Source organism: Pseudomonas sp. BIGb0176 (assembly GCF_024810175.1).
Classification (GTDB): Bacteria; Pseudomonadota; Gammaproteobacteria; order Pseudomonadales; family Pseudomonadaceae; genus Aquipseudomonas; species Aquipseudomonas protegens.
On sequence record NZ_JANUEC010000006.1, the window covers coordinates 327836 to 345267 of the forward strand.

General features: G+C 60.3%; 17 protein-coding genes. 13 read left to right on the forward strand and 4 right to left on the reverse strand.

What is annotated here, in order from left to right; genetic code table 11:
* Positions 1-122 precede the first annotated feature (122 nt).
* From M2395_RS30080 to M2395_RS30095, 4 genes are read left to right on the forward strand one after another with little or no spacing between them, the layout of a single operon-like run.
* Complete coding sequence (locus M2395_RS30080; RefSeq protein ID WP_077934784.1) at positions 123-998, forward strand: hemin ABC transporter substrate-binding protein; 876 nt, start codon at positions 123-125, stop codon at positions 996-998.
* Positions 995-2032: an iron ABC transporter permease gene (locus tag M2395_RS30085; protein WP_011063499.1), complete on the forward strand. Its 1038-nt coding sequence runs from the start codon at positions 995-997 to the stop codon at positions 2030-2032. Before M2395_RS30080 ends, M2395_RS30085 begins: the two co-directional genes overlap by 4 nt.
* Complete coding sequence (locus tag M2395_RS30090; protein ID WP_011063498.1) at positions 2032-2799, forward strand: heme ABC transporter ATP-binding protein; 768 nt, start codon at positions 2032-2034, stop codon at positions 2797-2799. The genes M2395_RS30085 and M2395_RS30090 overlap by 1 nt, the downstream gene beginning before the upstream one ends.
* A gap of 21 nt (positions 2800-2820) precedes the next feature.
* A complete protein-coding gene (locus M2395_RS30095; protein ID WP_123430022.1) occupies positions 2821-3684 on the forward strand; it encodes a ChaN family lipoprotein in 864 nt (287 codons plus the stop codon).
* A gap of 233 nt (positions 3685-3917) precedes the next feature.
* On the opposite strand, the gene M2395_RS30100 is transcribed toward M2395_RS30095, so the two are convergent.
* The 4 genes from M2395_RS30100 to M2395_RS30115 all read right to left on the reverse strand — a co-directional run bounded on the left by M2395_RS30100 (position 3918) and on the right by M2395_RS30115 (position 7229).
* The gene (locus tag M2395_RS30100; protein WP_011063496.1) at positions 3918-4718 is read right to left on the reverse strand and encodes a Crp/Fnr family transcriptional regulator; all 801 of its coding nucleotides are present in this window, start codon (positions 4716-4718) and stop codon (positions 3918-3920) included.
* Between the two features lie 13 nt (positions 4719-4731).
* Positions 4732-5004 carry a TfoX/Sxy family protein gene (locus tag M2395_RS30105; protein WP_011063495.1) on the reverse strand — a complete coding sequence of 91 codons (273 nt, stop codon included), beginning with the start codon at positions 5002-5004 and terminating at the stop codon, positions 4732-4734.
* Positions 5005-5234: 230 nt separating this feature from the next.
* On the reverse strand, positions 5235-5579 hold the full coding sequence (locus M2395_RS30110; protein WP_011063494.1) for a pentapeptide repeat-containing protein: 345 nt from the start codon (positions 5577-5579) through the stop codon (positions 5235-5237).
* Positions 5580-5672: 93 nt separating this feature from the next.
* Positions 5673-7229: an AAA family ATPase gene (locus tag M2395_RS30115; RefSeq protein WP_077934781.1), complete on the reverse strand. Its 1557-nt coding sequence runs from the start codon at positions 7227-7229 to the stop codon at positions 5673-5675.
* A gap of 115 nt (positions 7230-7344) precedes the next feature.
* On the opposite strand from M2395_RS30115, the gene mrcB reads away from it, so the two are divergent.
* From mrcB to msrQ, 9 genes are all read left to right on the forward strand, one after another.
* Positions 7345-9669: a penicillin-binding protein 1B gene (mrcB, locus tag M2395_RS30120; protein ID WP_011063492.1), complete on the forward strand. Its 2325-nt coding sequence runs from the start codon at positions 7345-7347 to the stop codon at positions 9667-9669.
* 16 nt (positions 9670-9685) lie between these two features.
* Positions 9686-10432 (forward strand): M48 family metallopeptidase, encoded by a 747-nt coding sequence (locus M2395_RS30125; protein WP_011063491.1) that lies wholly within the window; start codon positions 9686-9688, stop codon positions 10430-10432.
* Positions 10432-10767, forward strand: a complete 336-nt coding sequence (locus M2395_RS30130; RefSeq protein WP_011063490.1) for a YqcC family protein — start codon at positions 10432-10434, stop codon at positions 10765-10767. The genes M2395_RS30125 and M2395_RS30130 overlap by 1 nt, the downstream gene beginning before the upstream one ends.
* A gap of 582 nt (positions 10768-11349) precedes the next feature.
* Complete coding sequence (locus tag M2395_RS30135; protein ID WP_026019946.1) at positions 11350-13074, forward strand: acetolactate synthase 3 large subunit; 1725 nt, start codon at positions 11350-11352, stop codon at positions 13072-13074.
* 2 nt (positions 13075-13076) lie between these two features.
* A complete protein-coding gene (gene ilvN, locus M2395_RS30140; protein ID WP_011063488.1) occupies positions 13077-13568 on the forward strand; it encodes an acetolactate synthase small subunit in 492 nt (163 codons plus the stop codon).
* A 45-nt stretch (positions 13569-13613) separates the two neighbouring features.
* The gene (gene ilvC / locus M2395_RS30145) at positions 13614-14630 is read left to right on the forward strand and encodes a ketol-acid reductoisomerase (RefSeq protein ID WP_007959661.1); all 1017 of its coding nucleotides are present in this window, start codon (positions 13614-13616) and stop codon (positions 14628-14630) included.
* Positions 14631-14776: 146 nt separating this feature from the next.
* A complete protein-coding gene (pssA, locus tag M2395_RS30150) occupies positions 14777-15634 on the forward strand; it encodes a CDP-diacylglycerol--serine O-phosphatidyltransferase (protein ID WP_011063487.1) in 858 nt (285 codons plus the stop codon).
* Positions 15635-15697: 63 nt separating this feature from the next.
* Positions 15698-16711, forward strand: a complete 1014-nt coding sequence (msrP, locus tag M2395_RS30155) for a protein-methionine-sulfoxide reductase catalytic subunit MsrP (RefSeq protein WP_077934780.1) — start codon at positions 15698-15700, stop codon at positions 16709-16711.
* Positions 16711-17331: a protein-methionine-sulfoxide reductase heme-binding subunit MsrQ gene (msrQ, locus tag M2395_RS30160; protein ID WP_123430021.1), complete on the forward strand. Its 621-nt coding sequence runs from the start codon at positions 16711-16713 to the stop codon at positions 17329-17331. The genes msrP and msrQ overlap by 1 nt, the downstream gene beginning before the upstream one ends.
* The last annotated feature ends 101 nt before the right edge of the window (positions 17332-17432 follow it).

Below are 17432 nucleotides of genomic sequence, written 5' to 3' on the forward strand. Positions count from 1 at the left end.
CAATTATCAAATGGCCGCCCCGCCCGTTACGGGGCGCTTGTTCCTTTCGATGCCCGGCCTGTCCGGCATGTCACATGGACAGCAGCTGCGCGGGCCCCCACTTTAATGAAGGAAATGTTCTTATGCGCCTGAGTGCCTGCGCCATTGCGTTCTGTGCCGGATTGCTGGTGAGCCAGTGGGCCACCGCTGATGAGTTGCCGCAGCGTTGGGTCAGTGCCGGTGGGGCCTTGTCCGAGTGGATAACGGCTCTGGGGGCCGAGTCCAAGCTGGTGGGCGTCGATACCACCAGCCAGCACCCGGAGTCGCTCAAGGCGCTGCCGAGCATCGGCTATCAGCGTCAGTTGTCGGCCGAAGGCATTCTCAGCCTGCGGCCGCAGATTCTGGTGGGTACCGAGGAGATGGGGCCGCCGCCAGTGCTTTCGCAGATCCGCATTGCCGGGGTCAAGGTCGAACTGTTTTCCGCCCAGGCCGACTTGCCGACCTTGCAAGCTACCCTGCAGCACTTGGGGCTATTGCTGGGCCGAGAAGAGCAGGCCGGGCAACTGTTCCAGGGCTATCAGCAACAACTTGGGCAGCAGCAGGCGTGGGTCGCCCAGGCTCAAGCGCAGCACGCGGCGCCCGGGGTGCTGTTGTTGCTCGGGCATGCCGGCGGCAAACCCCTGATCGCCGGCAAGGACACCGCCGCGAATTGGCTATTGCAACAGGCCGGTGGGCGCAACCTGGCGACTCATACCGGCTATAAGCCATTCTCGGTCGAATCCCTGGCGGGGTTGAATCCGGATGTGCTGGTGTTCTCCGATCGCAGCCTGACCGGCGATGCCGCTCGTGCCGCACTGTTCAAGGAGAACCCGGTGCTGGCATCCACACCGGCGGCCAAGGCCGGGCGGGTGGTGGAACTGGACCCGACCTTGCTGGTGGGAGGCCTGGGCCCTCGCTTGCCTGATAGCCTGAAACGCCTGTCCAGCGCCTTTTATCCCCAGGCCAAGCCGGCCCAATGAGTCGTCTGGTCAAGCCTCGAACACTGTTTATCGGGCTGGGTGTCCTGTGCCTTGTGGCGATCTGGCTGTCCCTGGCCCTGGGCCCTGTCAGCCTGCCCTTGTTTGATACCTTGCGTGCCGCCTTGCGCCTGCTTGGATTGCCGATCGACGGGCAGGGGCTGGAGCAGGCGGAACTGATCCTGGGACAGATTCGCTTGCCCCGGACTCTGCTCGGTCTTGCGGTGGGCGGAGTTCTGGCGCTGTCCGGGGTCGCCATGCAGGGGCTGTTTCGCAACCCCCTGGCAGACCCGGGGCTGGTGGGGGTTTCCAGTGGTGCAGCATTGGGGGCGGCCATCGCCATTGTTGGCGGCTCGATGTTCGGCGGCCTGCCAGAGGCTGTCGGCCCTTATTTGCTCTCCCTGTGTGCCTTCCTTGGCGGCCTGGGGGTGACGGCGCTGGTGTATCGCCTGGGGCGGCGCAACGGGCAGACCCATGTGGCAACCATGCTGCTGGCGGGGATTGCCCTGACGGCGCTGGCCAGTTCGGCGGTGGGGTTGTTCACCTATCTGGCGGACGACGCCACGTTGCGCACTCTGACTTTCTGGAACCTGGGCAGCCTGAATGGTGCCAGTTACCAGCGCTTGTGGCCCTTGCTGCTGGTGACCGCCGCGGTTGCGCTGTGGCTGCCGCGCCGGGCCAAGGCGTTGAATGCACTGCTGTTGGGCGAGTCCGAGGCCAAGCACCTTGGCATCGATGTCGAAGGTCTCAAGCGCGAGCTGGTGTTCTGCACCGCGCTGGGTGTGGGCGCTGCCGTGGCGGCGGCGGGAATGATCGGTTTTGTCGGCCTGGTGGTGCCGCATCTGGTGCGCCTGTTGTCCGGTCCGGATCACCGAACCTTGCTCCCGGCCTCGATCCTGGCCGGAGCCAGCCTGCTGCTGTTGGCTGACCTGGTGGCGCGCCTGGCGCTGGCGCCTGCCGAGTTGCCCATCGGTATCGTCACGGCCTTTATCGGTGCGCCATTCTTTCTGTACCTGTTGTTGCGAGGGCGTGCCTGATGCTGCGAGTCGAGAACCTGCATGTGCGGCGCGGCGGCAAAGACGTCCTGGCTGGCATCGACCTGCAGTTGCTGCCGGGCGAGGTGCTGGGAGTCCTCGGCCCTAATGGTGCAGGTAAAAGCAGCCTCTTGGGGGGCTTGAGTGGTGAACTGGCGGCTCATCAGGGGCAGGTGCTGCTGGATGATCAGGAACTGGCTCATTGGTCGGGCGCCGAGCGTGCGCAGCGCCTGGCAGTGCTGCCCCAGGCTTCGAGCCTGGATTTCGCCTTTCGTGTGGAGGAGGTGGTGGCGCTGGGGCGTTTGCCCCATCAGACCGGGCGCGTGCGTGACGAGGAAATCGTCAACGCTGCTTTGAATGCTGCCGATGTGGCGCACCTGTCGGGGCGCAGCTATCTCGCGCTGTCCGGCGGCGAGCGCCAGCGGGTGCATCTGGCGCGGGTCCTGGCGCAACTGTGGCCGGGCCAGCCAGGGCACAACCTGCTGCTGGATGAGCCGACTTCTGCACTCGACCCCTTGCACCAGCACGTCACCTTGCAGGCCATTCGAGCCTTTGCCGACCGCGGCGCGGCGGTGCTGGTCATCCTGCATGACCTGAATCTGGCTGCGCGTTATTGTGACCGGGTCTTGTTGCTCGAAGGCGGCCGCCCGCATTCATTGGGAACACCGACCGCGGTACTGCGGCCCGAGCCCCTGAAGGCGGTGTTCGGCCTGGAAGTTCTGGTGCAGGAGCATCCCGAACGCGGGCACCCGTTGATCATCGCCCGCTGAGGCGAAGCCCGGAGAGACCTGATGCGCGTATTGCCGTTGTTGCTGGCCATGCTGCTGGCCGCCTGTCACAGCATGCCGGGGATCCTGCCGCCGCCGGTGGCTTCGGCGCCCGGCAGTATCATTGAGCTGCGCAGTGCCAAGGCGCTGACCCCTGTCGAACTGGTAGGGCGCCTGGCACGGTCCCCTCGAGTGATCATTGGTGAGCAGCATGACAATCCCGATCATCATGCCTTGCAACTCTGGCTCTTGCGCTCCATGGCCCGGGAGCGGCCACAGGGCAGTCTGTTGCTGGAAATGCTCAACCCGGATCAGCAGCCAGAAGTCGATGGGGTAAAACGCTCCATTGATGGGGGGCGTTTGCCTGATGACCTACCTGGCAGGTTGGCCTGGCAATCAGGCTGGGACTGGAGCCTCTACGGCCCGCTGGTGGGTTTTGCCCTGCGTCAGCCCTATCCCTTGCTCGCTGCCAATCTGGATCGCCAGGAGGTGCGTGCCATTTATGCACGGGCGCCCGTCCTGACCGGCACACGGAGCAACGCACCGTCGGTGATCGAGGCATTGGCCGGGCAAATCCGCGAATCGCACTGTGGCTTGCTGCCGGAGAGCCAGGTGCCGGCAATGCGGGCGGTGCAGCAGCAACGGGACCGGCGCATGGCTGAACAACTGCTGGCGGCTCCGGCTCCGGCCCTGTTGCTGGCCGGGGCGTTTCGCGGTCGCAAGGATCTTGGTGTGCCCCTGCATCTTGCCGATCTGGACCGAAGCCAGGAGGTGGTGGTGTTGATTCTGGCGGAGCTGGGGCAACAGGTTGCCGCGGCATCGGCCGACTACGTCTGGTATACGCCGCCCCAGCCCGCCAAGGACTATTGCGCGCAACTGAGGCCCTGATCGGAGGGCTTTTCTGCGGGCAAAAAAAGACCCGGCAAGAGCCGGGTCAAATAACCGTGATTAGCCTGATGAGGAGATAATCTGAGAGTCCGAACCACTGGTCTTCCAGGTTATCGACTGATCTCGCGACCAGTTGTGATAATCATAACGATTCTCATTTCGAAGTCAACAAGGCTTTTCAGATTTCTGCATATTTTGCCAAACGTCCGTTTGGATCTGCCTGGAATCCGGGTTCAGTTCGGGTTGTTCAAGGTCATGAGCCGGGTCACTTCCTTGTTTAGCAGGTCGATGCGGCGCGCCATGCTTTCGATCAGGCTGTGGGCAATACGCGGATTGCTCTGGGTCAGGCTGAGAAACTGGTCCTTGGGAATCAGCATGATTGTGCTGGGTTCGCTGGCGATCACGCTGGCGCTGCGTTTTTCTCCGGTGAACACTGCCATGGCGCCGAAAATCTCGTCCTTGGGGACGTCGCCGACCTTGTGCCCGTCGACGAAGGCCTGTGCATGGCCTTCGAGTATTACAAACACGTGATCTGCCTCATCCCCCTGGGTAATCAGCCTTTCGCCCGCCTCCACGCGCTTGAAGCCGTTGCTGCTGCGCAACTCTGGCGGCTTGAGACGGGCAATGGCATCGGACAGCAGGGCGGTCTGGCCGATCAGGTACTGTACGAGCAGTTCCGAGCGTTGTACGTCGGCCTGGATGTGCCGAAACACTTCAGTCCTCAGATAGGGAATCAGTTGCAGCGGCGTATCGCAGTGCAGTTGCCACTGCGGGAGTTCGATGCCGCGCCGCAGCCCCACCAGGTCGCCTTCATGCAGGTAGAACAGTGGCCGCTCTTCGACACTGGCCTGGATCACGCCACTTGCCAGCAGGAACAACTGGTCGCCGGGCAATACGCTGGACAGCTCAGCGATGGGGCCAAGCTCCAACGTCGGGCCGCTGGGCGCAAGCCCGTCCAGCAATTGCGGCGGAATGCTCTGCAGTCTGTTGATCAAGGCGTCGGCGTAAGCCGGCTGCTCCCCCATTAGATACATTTGGCTCTGCCAGTCAGTTTTTGTGACGAGAGGAAATGGCGTCCAGTTGCTTGTTCAACGCCTCTTTGCGTTCGGCGGGAAGGTCGTTCCAGTGCATGTCCATCAGGGCGCCCTCGATGGCATAGAGCAAGACTTTCGACGCACGAAAACCACGGGTCCGCACGGCCCGGTAGGCGTCCACCGCACCCAGGCGGCGCAAGTCGGAAGCGCTATGGATGCCCACTGCATGCAGCCATTGTGCCGATGTCTTGCCAAGGTTCTTCAGGTGTTGCAGTTCATCATTCATTAAGCCTCCTGGCGATGGCCGAATGGTGAGTGGGCAGCCTCAGAGGAGTGTAGCGCTCAGTAGAAAACGCGCTGTTCTTTGGTCGGGTTTGGCGCAAATGCTTCTAAGGGCGCAGCGGTGAAGCTCGAAGGGAGGGGGGGGGGCAGGCCATGCGAAGGGCGGGGTGCAGGCGAGAAAGCGGACCAGGTCCGGCGCTGAACAGAACGCCGGACAGAGACGGGCGGCGGGGGTCAGCGAGTGCGGTAACGCAGGCGGGTGCCGAAATTGACCGACATGAGAATCTCGTCGGCACTCAGTTCCACCGGAAAGTAGGCGCCGGAAATCTGTGCATGGGCGAGGCTAGCGCCTTCCATGGACGAGTTTCTCAAGTCCAGCCCCCGCAGATCCGCGGAGCGAAAGTAGGCGTCAGTGAAATCGATGCCTTGTGCGTTCAGTTCCCGCAGGTCGAGGCCGCGGAAATCCCCGCCGCGCATGTCGATGGGTTGATCTTTCGGGCGTTCGCGGTTGAAGCCGACGATGTCGTCTTTATGCAGCAGGGCGTAAAGCGGAGTGTCGAGAAGTTTCGGTTGGCTCATGGCGACGTCACCAGTGTTGGATTTATGACGCCAGTATAGTGCCACTATTTTTCAGCCGTGAAGTCTTTGCCACTTCACGGCTGAAATGACCGTTTACAGGCCTGGGAGGCGTTGGCGAATGTTGGCAACCAGGGCGTCCAGGCTGCCGCTTTCGTTGGTTTCTATGCGCTTGCTGCGCAGCAGCTCTTCGTCGGTCAGCGCTTCACGAGTGGCTTGCTGGTTGGCAATCACTTCCAAAGTGGCGTCGGATGGATCGTTCTGATCGGCCTGGCGCTGGGCCAGCCAGCTGGCAACCACTGCCTCAGGAGCGTTGCAGTCGATGATCAGGCAGGGCGTACCAGTGGCCTCGGCCACTTTGGCCGCGGCATCGCGCTGGGCACGTTTGAGGTAGGTCGCGTCGATCACTACCGGGAAGCCGGCACGCAGGATGGTTTCGGCGATTTCATGCAGGCGCGCGTAGGTGGCGCTGCTGGCTTCGCTGCTATAGATGCCAGCGTGTGGGTCGTTGGGCACCTGTTGCTCGCCGAACAGGCGCTTGCGCTCTACGTCGGAGCGCAGGCGAACGGCGCCCAGTGCCTCTACCAGGCGCATGGCCACGCGGCTCTTGCCGACCGCCGAAATGCCTGAGGTGATGGCCAGGAAACGCGATGGAATGGTGCTGTAGCTTTCCGCCAGATTGGCGTAGTTGCGGTACTGGCGCAGGGTGGTGGCGCGCTGCACCGGCGTGGCTTCGGCAGGCATGCTGAACAGACTGACCTTGGCGCGTACCAGGGCACGGTAGGCCTTGTAGAAATTGAGCAACTCCAGGCCCTGGTAGTCGCCGGTCAGCTCCAGGTACTGGCTGATGAAGCGTCGCGCCAGGCTCTTCAGACCGCGGTCTTCCAGGTCCATGGCAAGGAAGCCGGTATCGGCGTAGACGTCGGTGAAACGAAACGGTTCGTTGAATTCGATGCAGTCGAAAATCACCACCTTGCCGTCGATCAGAGTGGCGTTGCCCAGGTGAATATCGCCATGGCATTCACGGATGAAACCTTCGCTCTTGCGTTGGGCCAGCAGAGGCTTGAGGCGTTCGAAGCTGGTTTCGGCCCAGGCCTCCAGGGCTTCAAGTTGTTGCAGGTCGGCCTTGTCGCTGAGGAACGGGCGGATTTGTTCGAAGTTCTGACGCACCGGAGCCATCACGCTCTCCGGGGTGCCGGCTTCATGCTCAGCTGGAACCTTGGGCGCGCTGAGGTGGAAGTGGGCGATCTGCCTGGCCATCTCATCGATGTGCGCAGTGGTCAGCTCGCTGTTGGCCTGCAGGGTGCTGAGCAACTGGCTTTGCGGGAACTGACGCATTTTCAGTACGTATTCGATAGCCGGACCATCGCCGCCCAGTACCGGGGCTTCGGCGCTACCGGTGATCGGCAGGACTTCCAGGTACAGGTCCTCGGTCAGGCGCTGGTTCAGGCGCAGCTCTTCGCCGCAGAAGTGTTCGCGGGCGTCCAGGCTGGTGAAGTCGAGGAAGCCGAAATTGACCGGCTTCTTCACTTTATAGGCAAAGGGGCCGGTGAGCAGAACCCAGGAGATGTGGGTTTCGATGACCTGAAACCCTTCTACGGGATGGGGAAACAAGGCGGGGTTTTGCAGGGCAGCGATCAGTGACTGGCTCACAGGCGATCCTTCAGAGTCGGGAAAATCGAGGGCGTCATTATGGCCGCTGAACGCACTAAGGCAAACCTCGGGTGGCGCATGTTGACGATGAATAAAGTGCGTATAATCCGCCGCCATGACTCGTACCCGATCCCCTCGTTCTGCTAAAAAAACGCCGTCTGGTGGCCTGCGCCCCTGGCTGGGCTGGGCCCTCAAGCTCAGTCTGGTCGGTCTGGTGGTGCTCGCCGGCTTTGCGGTTTACCTCGATGCCGTGGTCCAGGAAAAGTTCTCCGGCAAGCGCTGGACCATTCCGGCCAAGGTCTACGCCCGCCCGCTTGAGCTGTTCGTCGGACAAAAGCTCAGTAAGGACGATTTCCTTACGGAACTCGACGCTCTGGGTTATCGCCGCGAAAGTGTCGCCAACGGCCCGGGCGCAGCCTCGGTCAATGGCAATACCGTGGACCTGAACACACGCGGCTTCCAGTTCTATGAAGGGCTGGAGCAGGCTCAGCCGGTGCGCGTGCGCTTCTCCGGCGATTACGTGGCGGAACTGTCCGGCAGCAAGGGGGCCAAGCTCGCGGTGGTGCGCCTGGAGCCATTGCTGATCGGCGGCCTGTACCCGAAGAACCTCGAAGACCGGATCCTGATCAAGATCGATCAGGTTCCGCCGTATCTGCTGGAAACTCTGGTGGCGGTGGAAGACCGCGACTTCTATTCACACCACGGGGTGTCGCCCAAGTCGATTGCCCGTGCGATCTGGGTCAACACTTCGTCCGGCCAGATGCGCCAGGGCGGCAGTACCCTGACCCAGCAGTTGGTGAAAAACTTCTTCCTGACCAACGAGCGCAGCCTGTCGCGCAAGCTCAATGAAGCGATGATGGCGTTGTTGCTGGAGCTGCATTACGACAAGCGCGAGATTCTCGAGGCCTACCTCAACGAGGTCTTCGTTGGTCAGGACGGTCAGCGTGCGGTGCACGGTTTCGGTCTGGCCAGCCAGTTCTTCTTCAGCCAGCCCCTGTCCGAACTCAAGTTGCACCAGGTGGCGCTGTTGGTCGGGATGGTCAAAGGGCCTTCCTATTACAACCCGCGGCGCTACCCGGAACGTGCTCTGGAGCGGCGTAACCTGGTGCTCGATCTGCTGGCACAGCAGGGCGTGGCTACCCCGGAACAGGTGGAGGCGGCGAAGAAGATGCCGCTGGGCGTAACCAAGCGCGGCAGCCTGGCGGACAGTTCCTTCCCCGGTTTCCTCGACCTGGTCAAGCGTCAGTTGCGCGAAGACTACCGTGATGAAGACTTGACTGAAGAAGGCCTGCGGATCTTCACCAGTTTCGATCCGATCCTGCAGATGAAGGCCGAAGCCTCGGTCAACGACACCTTCAAGCGCCTGGCCGGGCGCAAGGGCTCGGAAGACGTCGAGGCGGCGATGGTGGTGACCAACCCGGAAACCGGTGAGGTCCAGGCCATGATTGGCAGTCGTCAGGCCAGCTTTGCCGGTTTCAACCGGGCCTTGGATGCGGTGCGTCCGATCGGCTCGCTGATCAAGCCTGCGGTCTACCTGACCGCCCTGGAAAAGCCCAGCCAGTACACCCTGACCAGTTGGCTGTCGGATGAGGCGTTCTCGGTAAAAGGTGCAGACGGCCAGGTGTGGAAGCCGCAGAACTATGACCGGCGCTCCCACGGTACGGTGTTCCTGTACCAGGGCCTGGCTCACTCCTACAACCTGTCTACCGCACGGCTCGGCCTGGAAGTGGGTGTGCCCAATGTCCTGAAGACCCTTGGGCGCCTGGGGGTGACCCGCGAGTTCCCTGCCTTCCCATCGATGCTGCTGGGGGCAGGGGGCATGAGCCCGATGGAAGTGGCGACCATGTACCAGACGCTGGCCAATGGCGGCTTCAATACGCCGATGCGCGGGATTCGCAGCGTGTTGACAGCGGAAGGCGAGCCGCTCAAGCGCTATCCCTTCCAGATTCAGCAGCGTTTTGATGCCGGCTCGATCTATCTGATTCAAAGCGCGATGCAACGGGTGATGCGCGAGGGCACCGGCAGCTCGGTGTACAACGTGTTGCCCAAGACTCTAGCGTTGGCGGGCAAGACCGGTACCAGTAACGACTCCCGTGACAGCTGGTTCGCCGGTTTCAGCCAGGACCTGCTAGCCGTGGTCTGGCTGGGTCGCGACGATAACGGCAAGACGCCGTTTACCGGTGCTACCGGCGCCTTGCAGGTGTGGACCAGTTTCATGCGCAAGGCCGACCCGCTGCCGCTGGATATGCCGCAGCCGGACAACGTGGTTCAGGCCTGGGTCGATTCGCGTACCGGGCAGGGCTCCGATGCCAACTGTCCGGGGGCTGTGCAGATGCCGTATATTCGCGGCAGCGAACCGCCTCCCGGTGCTTCCTGTGGGGGAGAAAACCCGGCAGGCGGCGATTCGGTGATGGATTGGGTCAAGGGCTGGATGAACTAAGCGATGAGGGTTTGACGTGAACAAGTGGTGGATTCCAGCTATTACAGCTCTGGCGTTGCTCAACGGTTGCGCCAGTGTGCAGCGCGGCTCTATTCCCGTCGTGGATTCCGGCACTGCCGTGTCCAACAGCGAGCGGATTTCCGCCTCCGGAGGCTTTCGCCAGACGACCATCAAGCGCCCGGCGCAGGCTCAGGCACAGGCGATTCCGGAAGATTCCGGCGTAGTGGTAATGGTTCCGGGCGGTGGCGCTACGGCCTCGGCGCCGATCAGCAGTTCGCCCATTACTCCGGGGCCGGTCACTTCAGGGCCTATTACCCCGGGGCCGGTGGACGGCTCCGGTTATCAGTCGGCACCGATCAGTCAGGGCACTTACAACATGCCCTCTACGCCCAGTGGCATCCCTTCGGCCCGGGCCGGTGGTCTGTCGGCCGATGAGCAACTGGATGGCCCGGTGCTGGCGTTGCTGACCACTGCGCAACAGCAGCAGTCCAGTGGTGACTTGAACGGTGCTTCTTCCAGCCTCGAGCGAGCGCAGCGTGTTGCGCCACGCGAGCCGCAGGTGCTGTATCGCCTGGCTCAGGTACGCATGGCCCAGGGGGATGCGCCCCAGGCCGAGCAGTTCGCTCGCCGTGGCCTGAGCTTTGCCAACGGCCGCCCTGATCTCCAGGCAAGCCTGTGGGAGCTGATTGCCCAGGCGCGTGAGAAACAGGGTGATGCCGCAGGTGCAGCGCAGGCGCGCCAGAAAGCTCGGGTTTCGCTGTGATGGATGGGCGCTTTCCCAGGATCGCCGAGCAGTTGCTGCTGATCGAGCGTGAGTTGCGTGTGCAGGGCCTGTGGGACGACGCTGTGCCCAGCGCCGAGGCACTGGCCAGCACTCAGCCCTTTGCCGTGGATACTCTGGAGTTCGAGCAATGGCTGCAGTGGATCTTTCTGCCCCGCATGAAGATGATTCTGGAGCAGGATTTGCCGCTGCCCAATGCGTCAGGTATTCAGGAAATGGCCGAGATGGTGTTCTCCACTCGCCCGATGCAGGGGCGCGATCAGCAGTTGCGAGTTCTGCTCAAAGAGTTTGATCAGCTCATCGTTGCTACTCGCTGAAACACGACTGCCAGGTATGCCTGGCAGTCGCCTCCCTCCATGCTGCCCACTTCAGTCTCGCTCTCTCGAGGTGACAACTTCGGAGGGTTCATGTCTGTCCGTGCATTGCTGTTGTTGCAGTGCATGACGTTCCTCTCGGCTCTCTGGCAATGGGGTTTCGCCCAAAGTCCGGGTTCGCATTTCTGAGTTGCTTGCCGAAGATTGCGCAATTGAAGCGCAGACCGCAGTCGTTTTTGGGTTTTTTCTTGCGTTCTCATGCGCTTAGTTCGAATTAACCACATAGACGACTTGACTTGAAGAGGACGAAACAGAAGAATCCAAAGTCCGCTGTAGAGGGACTGCCAGAAGCAGACCCACTCAGCAGATCATGAGGCGCACATCCGCGCCGAAGTGCTACACCCGCAACGCGTTACCTCGCGCTGGGTGGGAAAACCCCGCAACACTTTGGGGCGCTCCCAATACTTGCTCAGTCAGTGCTGACGTAGTCGGCGACCACCGTCGCTCATGCTCTGCTGAGAAGTAAACCTATTAAGACCCGCTCCCTTTTGAGGGCGGTATTCTGGCGTTTTAGAGGTGAACAACGTGGAGCTTTTATCTGGCGGTGAGATGCTCGTCCGCTTTTTGCGTGACGAAGGCGTCAAATATATCTACGGGTACCCGGGTGGTGCTCTCCTTCATGTTTACGATGCCCTGTTCAAAGAACCGGAAGTGACCCACATCCTGGTTCGTCACGAACAAGCGGCGACCCATATGGCTGACGGCTATGCCCGTGCCACCGGTAAAGCCGGCGTGGTACTGGTGACCTCCGGCCCGGGCGCGACCAATGCCATTACCGGTATTGCCACCGCCTATATGGACTCGATTCCCATGGTGATCATTTCCGGCCAGGTGCCCAGCACCATGGTGGGCACCGACGCGTTCCAGGAAACCGACATGATCGGTATCTCCCGGCCGATCGTGAAGCACAGCTTCATGATCAAGCACGCTTCGGAAATCCCGGAAGTCATGAAGAAAGCCTTCTACCTGGCGCAATCCGGTCGTCCTGGTCCGGTGGTGGTCGATATCCCCAAGGACATGACCAACCCGGCTGAAAAGTTCGAATACGTTTTCCCCAAGAAAGCCAAGCTGCGCTCCTACAGCCCAGCTGTTCGCGGTCACTCCGGGCAAATCCGCAAGGCGGCAGAAATGCTCCTGGCGGCCAAGCGCCCTGTGCTTTATGCCGGCGGCGGCGTGATTCTCGGCGGCGGTTCCGCACCGCTGACCGAACTGGCCAAGATGCTCAATCTGCCAGTGACCAATACCTTGATGGGCCTGGGCGCCTATCCGGGCACCGACCGGCAGTTCGTGGGCATGCTCGGCATGCACGGCAGCTACACCGCCAACCTGACCATGCACCATGCCGACGTGATCCTGGCCGTGGGCGCGCGCTTCGATGACCGGGTGATCAACGGTGCGCCGAAGTTCTGCCCGAATGCCAAGATCATCCATGTCGATATCGACCCGGCTTCCATCTCCAAGACCATCAAGGCCGATGTGCCTATCGTCGGTCCAGTGGAGAGCGTCCTGACCGAAATGGTCGCGGCACTCAAGGAAATCGGCGATACCCCGAACAAGGAGACGGTCGCCAGTTGGTGGAAGCAGATCGAGGAATGGCGTGGCGATCGCGGCCTGTTCCCTTACGACAAGGGCGACGGCAGCATCATCAAGCCACAGACCGTGATCGAAACCCTGTGCGAAGTCACCAAGGGCGATGCCTATGTGACCTCCGACGTGGGGCAGCACCAGATGTTCGCGGCGCAGTACTATCGGTTCAACAAGCCCAACCGCTGGATCAACTCCGGTGGCCTGGGCACCATGGGCTTCGGTTTTCCGGCGGCCATGGGCGTGAAATTGAGCTTTCCGGATAATGATGTCGCCTGCGTCACCGGTGAAGGCAGTATCCAGATGAACATCCAGGAGCTGTCGACCTGCCTGCAGTACGATCTGCCGGTCAAGATCATCAATCTGAACAATGGTGTGCTGGGGATGGTGCGCCAGTGGCAGGACATGAGCTACGGCAGCCGTCACTCGCACTCCTACATGGAATCGCTGCCTGACTTCGTCAAGCTGGTCGAAGCCTATGGTCACGTGGGCATGCGTATCACGGATCTGAAGGATCTGAAGCCGAAGATGGAAGAAGCGTTCGCCATGAAGGATCGCCTGGTGTTCCTCGATATCCAGGTCGACACCAGCGAGCACGTCTATCCGATGCAGATCAAAGACGGCTCCATGCGCGATATGTGGCTGAGCAAGACGGAGCGTACTTAATCATGCGGCACATTATTTCCTTGCTTCTGGAAAACGAACCGGGTGCTCTGTCTCGTGTTGTAGGTCTGTTCTCGCAACGCAACTACAACATCGAAAGCCTGACGGTGGCGCCGACTGAAGACCCGACACTGTCGCGTCTGACCCTGACTACCGTTGGCCATGACGAGATCATCGAGCAGATCACCAAGAACCTGAACAAGCTGGTTGAGGTGGTGAAGCTGGTAGACCTGTCGGAAAGCGCGCACATCGAGCGTGAACTGATGCTGGTCAAGATCAAGGCCACTGGCGCCCAGCGCGCCGAGGTCAAGCGTACTACCGATATTTACCGTGGGCAGATCGTTGATGTCAGCGCCAGCGTGTATACCGTTCAACTGACCGGTACCAGCGACAAGCTCGACAGCTTCATTCAATCGATCGGCACCGCATCGATTCTGGAAACCGTACGCAGTGGTGTCACCGGGATTGCCCGTGGCGACAAAGTACTGAGCATCTAACTCAAATTAGCGAATGGCCGGAACGGCCTGATATAGGGGAAATTCATGAAAGTTTTCTACGATAAAGACTGCGACCTGTCGATCATCCAAGGTAAGAAAGTTGCCATCATCGGCTACGGTTCCCAGGGCCACGCTCAAGCATGCAACCTGAAGGATTCCGGCGTAGACGTGACTGTCGGCCTGCGTAAAGGCTCGGCTACCGTTGCCAAGGCTGAAGCCCACGGCCTGAAAGTGACCGACGTTGCTGCTGCCGTTGCTGGTGCCGACCTGGTCATGATCCTGACCCCGGACGAGTTCCAGTCCCAGCTGTACAAGAACGAAATCGAGCCGAACATCAAGAAGGGCGCCACTCTGGCCTTCTCCCACGGCTTCGCGATCCACTACAACCAGGTTGTGCCTCGTGCCGACCTCGACGTGATCATGATCGCGCCGAAGGCTCCAGGCCACACCGTACGTTCCGAGTTCGTCAAGGGCGGTGGTATTCCTGACCTGATCGCGATCTACCAGGACGCTTCCGGCAACGCCAAGAACGTTGCCCTGTCCTACGCCGCAGGCGTGGGCGGCGGCCGTACCGGCATCATCGAAACCACCTTCAAGGACGAGACTGAAACCGACCTGTTCGGTGAGCAGGCTGTTCTGTGTGGCGGTACCGTCGAGCTGGTCAAAGCCGGTTTCGAAACCCTGGTTGAAGCTGGCTACGCTCCAGAAATGGCCTACTTCGAGTGCCTGCACGAACTGAAGCTGATCGTTGACCTCATGTACGAAGGCGGTATCGCCAACATGAACTACTCGATCTCCAACAACGCTGAATACGGCGAGTACGTGACTGGTCCAGAAGTCATCAACGCCGAATCCCGTCAGGCCATGCGCAATGCTCTGAAGCGCATCCAGGACGGCGAATACGCGAAGATGTTCATCAGCGAAGGCGCTACCGGCTACCCATCGATGACCGCCAAGCGTCGTAACAACGCTGCTCACGGTATCGAAATCATCGGCGAGCAACTGCGCTCGATGATGCCTTGGATCGGTGCCAACAAAATCGTCGACAAAGCCAAGAACTAAGTTCGAGTCTTGTCAGGGAAAACGCGGCCTAGGCCGCGTTTTTTCGTTTGCATGGATAGGTTCTGGTATAAAGCTGGATCCTTTGTGGCCGAATCGCGGCCCTGGGTATCTGTCGAAACTTTTCACACCGTTGCAAGGTAATGTCCATGAGCGAACGTCCCGAAGAGCCAAACCAGGCCTCTGACGCCGAAAGCCTGCTACCGATCGATGAGCATGTCGAAGAAGGGCATGACGCTGAAGGCCGTAAAGTCCGGCATCGTGGTATCTATCTTCTGCCGAATCTGTTCACCACTGCGAACCTGTTCGCGGGGTTCTATTCCATCATTAGCTCCATGAGCGCCCAGAGTGCAATGAGCGCCGGAGATGCGGCCGGGGCGAGCAAGTACTTTGCCTTTGCCGCGATCGCCATTTTCGTGGCCATGGTGCTTGATGGCCTGGATGGGCGTGTTGCCCGCATGACCAACACACAGAGTGCTTTTGGCGCTGAATACGACTCGCTGTCCGATATGGTTGCATTCGGCGTAGCGCCGGCGTTGTTGGCCTTTGGCTGGGCCCTGGGTGACATGGGCAAGGTCGGCTGGATGGTCGCCTTCATCTATGTGGCAGGCGCGGCCTTGCGTCTGGCGCGTTTCAATACTCAAGTCGGTACTGCCGACAAGCGTTATTTCATCGGCCTTGCCAGCCCGGCAGCGGCGGGTGTGGTGGCCGGTATCGTCTGGGCATTCAGCGACTACGGGATCCAGGGGTCGAAGATGTCGTTCCTGGTGGCGTTGATGGTGGCCGCCGCAGGCATGCTGATGGTCAGTAACATCAAGTACAACAGCTTCAAGGACCTGGACCTGAAAGGGCGTGTACCTTTTGTGGCGATCCTGGCGGTGGTACTGGTGTTTGCAGTGGTGTTCAGCGATCCGCCGCGCATTCTGCTTTTGGTGTTCCTCGCCTATGCGGCGTCGGGCCCTATCCAGTACCTGTTGCACCTGCGTCGTCGCAAAAGCGTCGAGTGATGTAATTTCCCCCATACTCCGCAGTCTATTGGTACATCTGTCCTCCAATACTGCGGAGTTGCCATGTTATTCAAATTCCCCAAGTCGTCCGACTGCAATGAGTCGCAGGTTACGCCCGAATCTCTTTACCTCTCTCGACGCAGCCTGCTCAGTGGTGCGGTTGCGGGCATGGCGTTTGCCAGCTTGCCGCGATGGGCAGCAGCACAGGACGCGTCGCGTTATGCCGATGTTGAGCCGGGCCAGGCTCCCGGGTGGTTCTCCGACAAGCTGTCGACCACTCGGTGGCAAGCTGTAACCGTCAGGGATGAGGCGATCACTCCTTTCAAGGACGCGACTCACTACAACAACTTCTACGAATTCGGCACTGACAAGGGGGACCCGGCGGCCAACGCGGGCGCGCTCAAGACTCAGCCTTGGAGTGTGGTCGTGGATGGTGAGGTGGCTAAGCCAGGCCGCTACGCCCTGGAAGATTTCATGAAGCCCTACTCGCTGGAGGAGCGTATTTATCGACTGCGTTGCGTAGAGGCCTGGTCGATGGTGATTCCCTGGATAGGTTTTCCAATCTCAGCCTTGCTCAAGCAGGTGGAGCCCACCAGCAACGCCAAGTTCATTCGCTTTGAAACGTTGCAGGATCCCAAGAGTATGCCGGGCCAGCGCTCCGGCTTTGCCTTGATCGACTGGCCCTATGTCGAGGGATTGCGTCTTGATGAGGCGATGAATCCATTGGCGATTCTTGCGGTGGGGATGTACGGGCGTGAACTGCCTAACCAGAATGGTGCGCCGCTGCGCCTTGTAGTGCCTTGGAAATATGGCTTCAAAAGTGTGAAGTCGATTGTGCGCATCAGCCTGGTCAGCGAGCAGCCCAAGACTACCTGGCAGAGCATTGCGGCCAACGAATATGGTTTTTACGCGAATGTGAATCCGACGGTTGATCATCCGCGCTGGACCCAGGCTCGGGAACGACGTCTACCCAGCAGTCTGTTCAGTCCCAATGTGCGGGAAACCCAGATGTTCAACGGTTACTCGGATGAAGTCGCTTCTTTATATAGCGGCATGGATCTGCGGAAGAACTACTGATGCGTTATTCGTTCTGGCGTATCGGTGTCTTTATCGCTGCGGCTATCTGGCCGCTGTATTGGCTGTATGAAGCCTGGGCTTCGGTCCTGGGGCCGGACCCGGGCAAGGTACTGGTTGATCGTCTGGGGTTGGGCACGCTGATGCTGTTGTTGATCACCTTGGGCATGACTCCTTTGCAAAAACTCACGGGGTGGTCGGGCTGGATCGCTGTGCGCCGACAGTTGGGGTTGTGGTGCTTCGCTTATGTAGTGCTGCACCTGAGTGCTTATGGGGTATTCATCTTGGGGTTGGACTGGTCGCAGCTGGGAGTAGAGTTGCGCAAGCGCCCCTATATCTTTGTCGGAAGCCTGGGGTTCCTCTTTCTGTTGTTATTGGCTGTGACGTCCAATCGTTATAGCCAGCGTCGCTTGGGCGCGCGTTGGAAGAAGCTGCATCGCCTGGTTTATCTCATCCTGGGGCTGGGGCTGCTGCATATGCTATGGATTGTCCGGGCGGACCTGAAGGAGTGGGCGGTCTACGCTTCTATAGGGGGGCTGTTGTTGTTGCTGCGTGCTCCCCCTGTAATGCGCCGGATTCCGCGCTTAATCGCAAAGAAAGCATCTTCTGCAACAAAATCGTAATTAACCCTTGACGGCAGATTCTACAGGTCTATAATTCGCCCCACTTCCGGCGCAGTCGAAACGGAAAACTCCTTGAGATTCAATGAGTTACGCAGTTTTCG

Excerpts from the sequence above, each read along its gene's own strand:
- M2395_RS30080 (WP_077934784.1), top strand. The coding sequence starts at position 123 with ATGCGCCTGAGTGCCTGCGCCATTGCGTTCTGTGCCGGATTGCTGGTG.
- M2395_RS30085 (WP_011063499.1), top strand. The coding sequence starts at position 995 with ATGAGTCGTCTGGTCAAGCCTCGAACACTGTTTATCGGGCTGGGTGTC.
- M2395_RS30090 (WP_011063498.1), top strand. The coding sequence starts at position 2,032 with ATGCTGCGAGTCGAGAACCTGCATGTGCGGCGCGGCGGCAAAGACGTC.
- M2395_RS30095 (WP_123430022.1), top strand. The coding sequence starts at position 2,821 with ATGCGCGTATTGCCGTTGTTGCTGGCCATGCTGCTGGCCGCCTGTCAC.
- M2395_RS30100 (WP_011063496.1), bottom strand. The coding sequence starts at position 4,718 with ATGTATCTAATGGGGGAGCAGCCGGCTTACGCCGACGCCTTGATCAAC.
- M2395_RS30105 (WP_011063495.1), bottom strand. The coding sequence starts at position 5,004 with ATGAATGATGAACTGCAACACCTGAAGAACCTTGGCAAGACATCGGCA.
- M2395_RS30110 (WP_011063494.1), bottom strand. The coding sequence starts at position 5,579 with ATGAGCCAACCGAAACTTCTCGACACTCCGCTTTACGCCCTGCTGCAT.
- mrcB (WP_011063492.1), top strand. The coding sequence starts at position 7,345 with ATGACTCGTACCCGATCCCCTCGTTCTGCTAAAAAAACGCCGTCTGGT.
- M2395_RS30130 (WP_011063490.1), top strand. The coding sequence starts at position 10,432 with ATGGATGGGCGCTTTCCCAGGATCGCCGAGCAGTTGCTGCTGATCGAG.
- ilvN (WP_011063488.1), top strand. The coding sequence starts at position 13,077 with ATGCGGCACATTATTTCCTTGCTTCTGGAAAACGAACCGGGTGCTCTG.
- ilvC (WP_007959661.1), top strand. The coding sequence starts at position 13,614 with ATGAAAGTTTTCTACGATAAAGACTGCGACCTGTCGATCATCCAAGGT.
- pssA (WP_011063487.1), top strand. The coding sequence starts at position 14,777 with ATGAGCGAACGTCCCGAAGAGCCAAACCAGGCCTCTGACGCCGAAAGC.
- msrP (WP_077934780.1), top strand. The coding sequence starts at position 15,698 with ATGTTATTCAAATTCCCCAAGTCGTCCGACTGCAATGAGTCGCAGGTT.
- msrQ (WP_123430021.1), top strand. The coding sequence starts at position 16,711 with ATGCGTTATTCGTTCTGGCGTATCGGTGTCTTTATCGCTGCGGCTATC.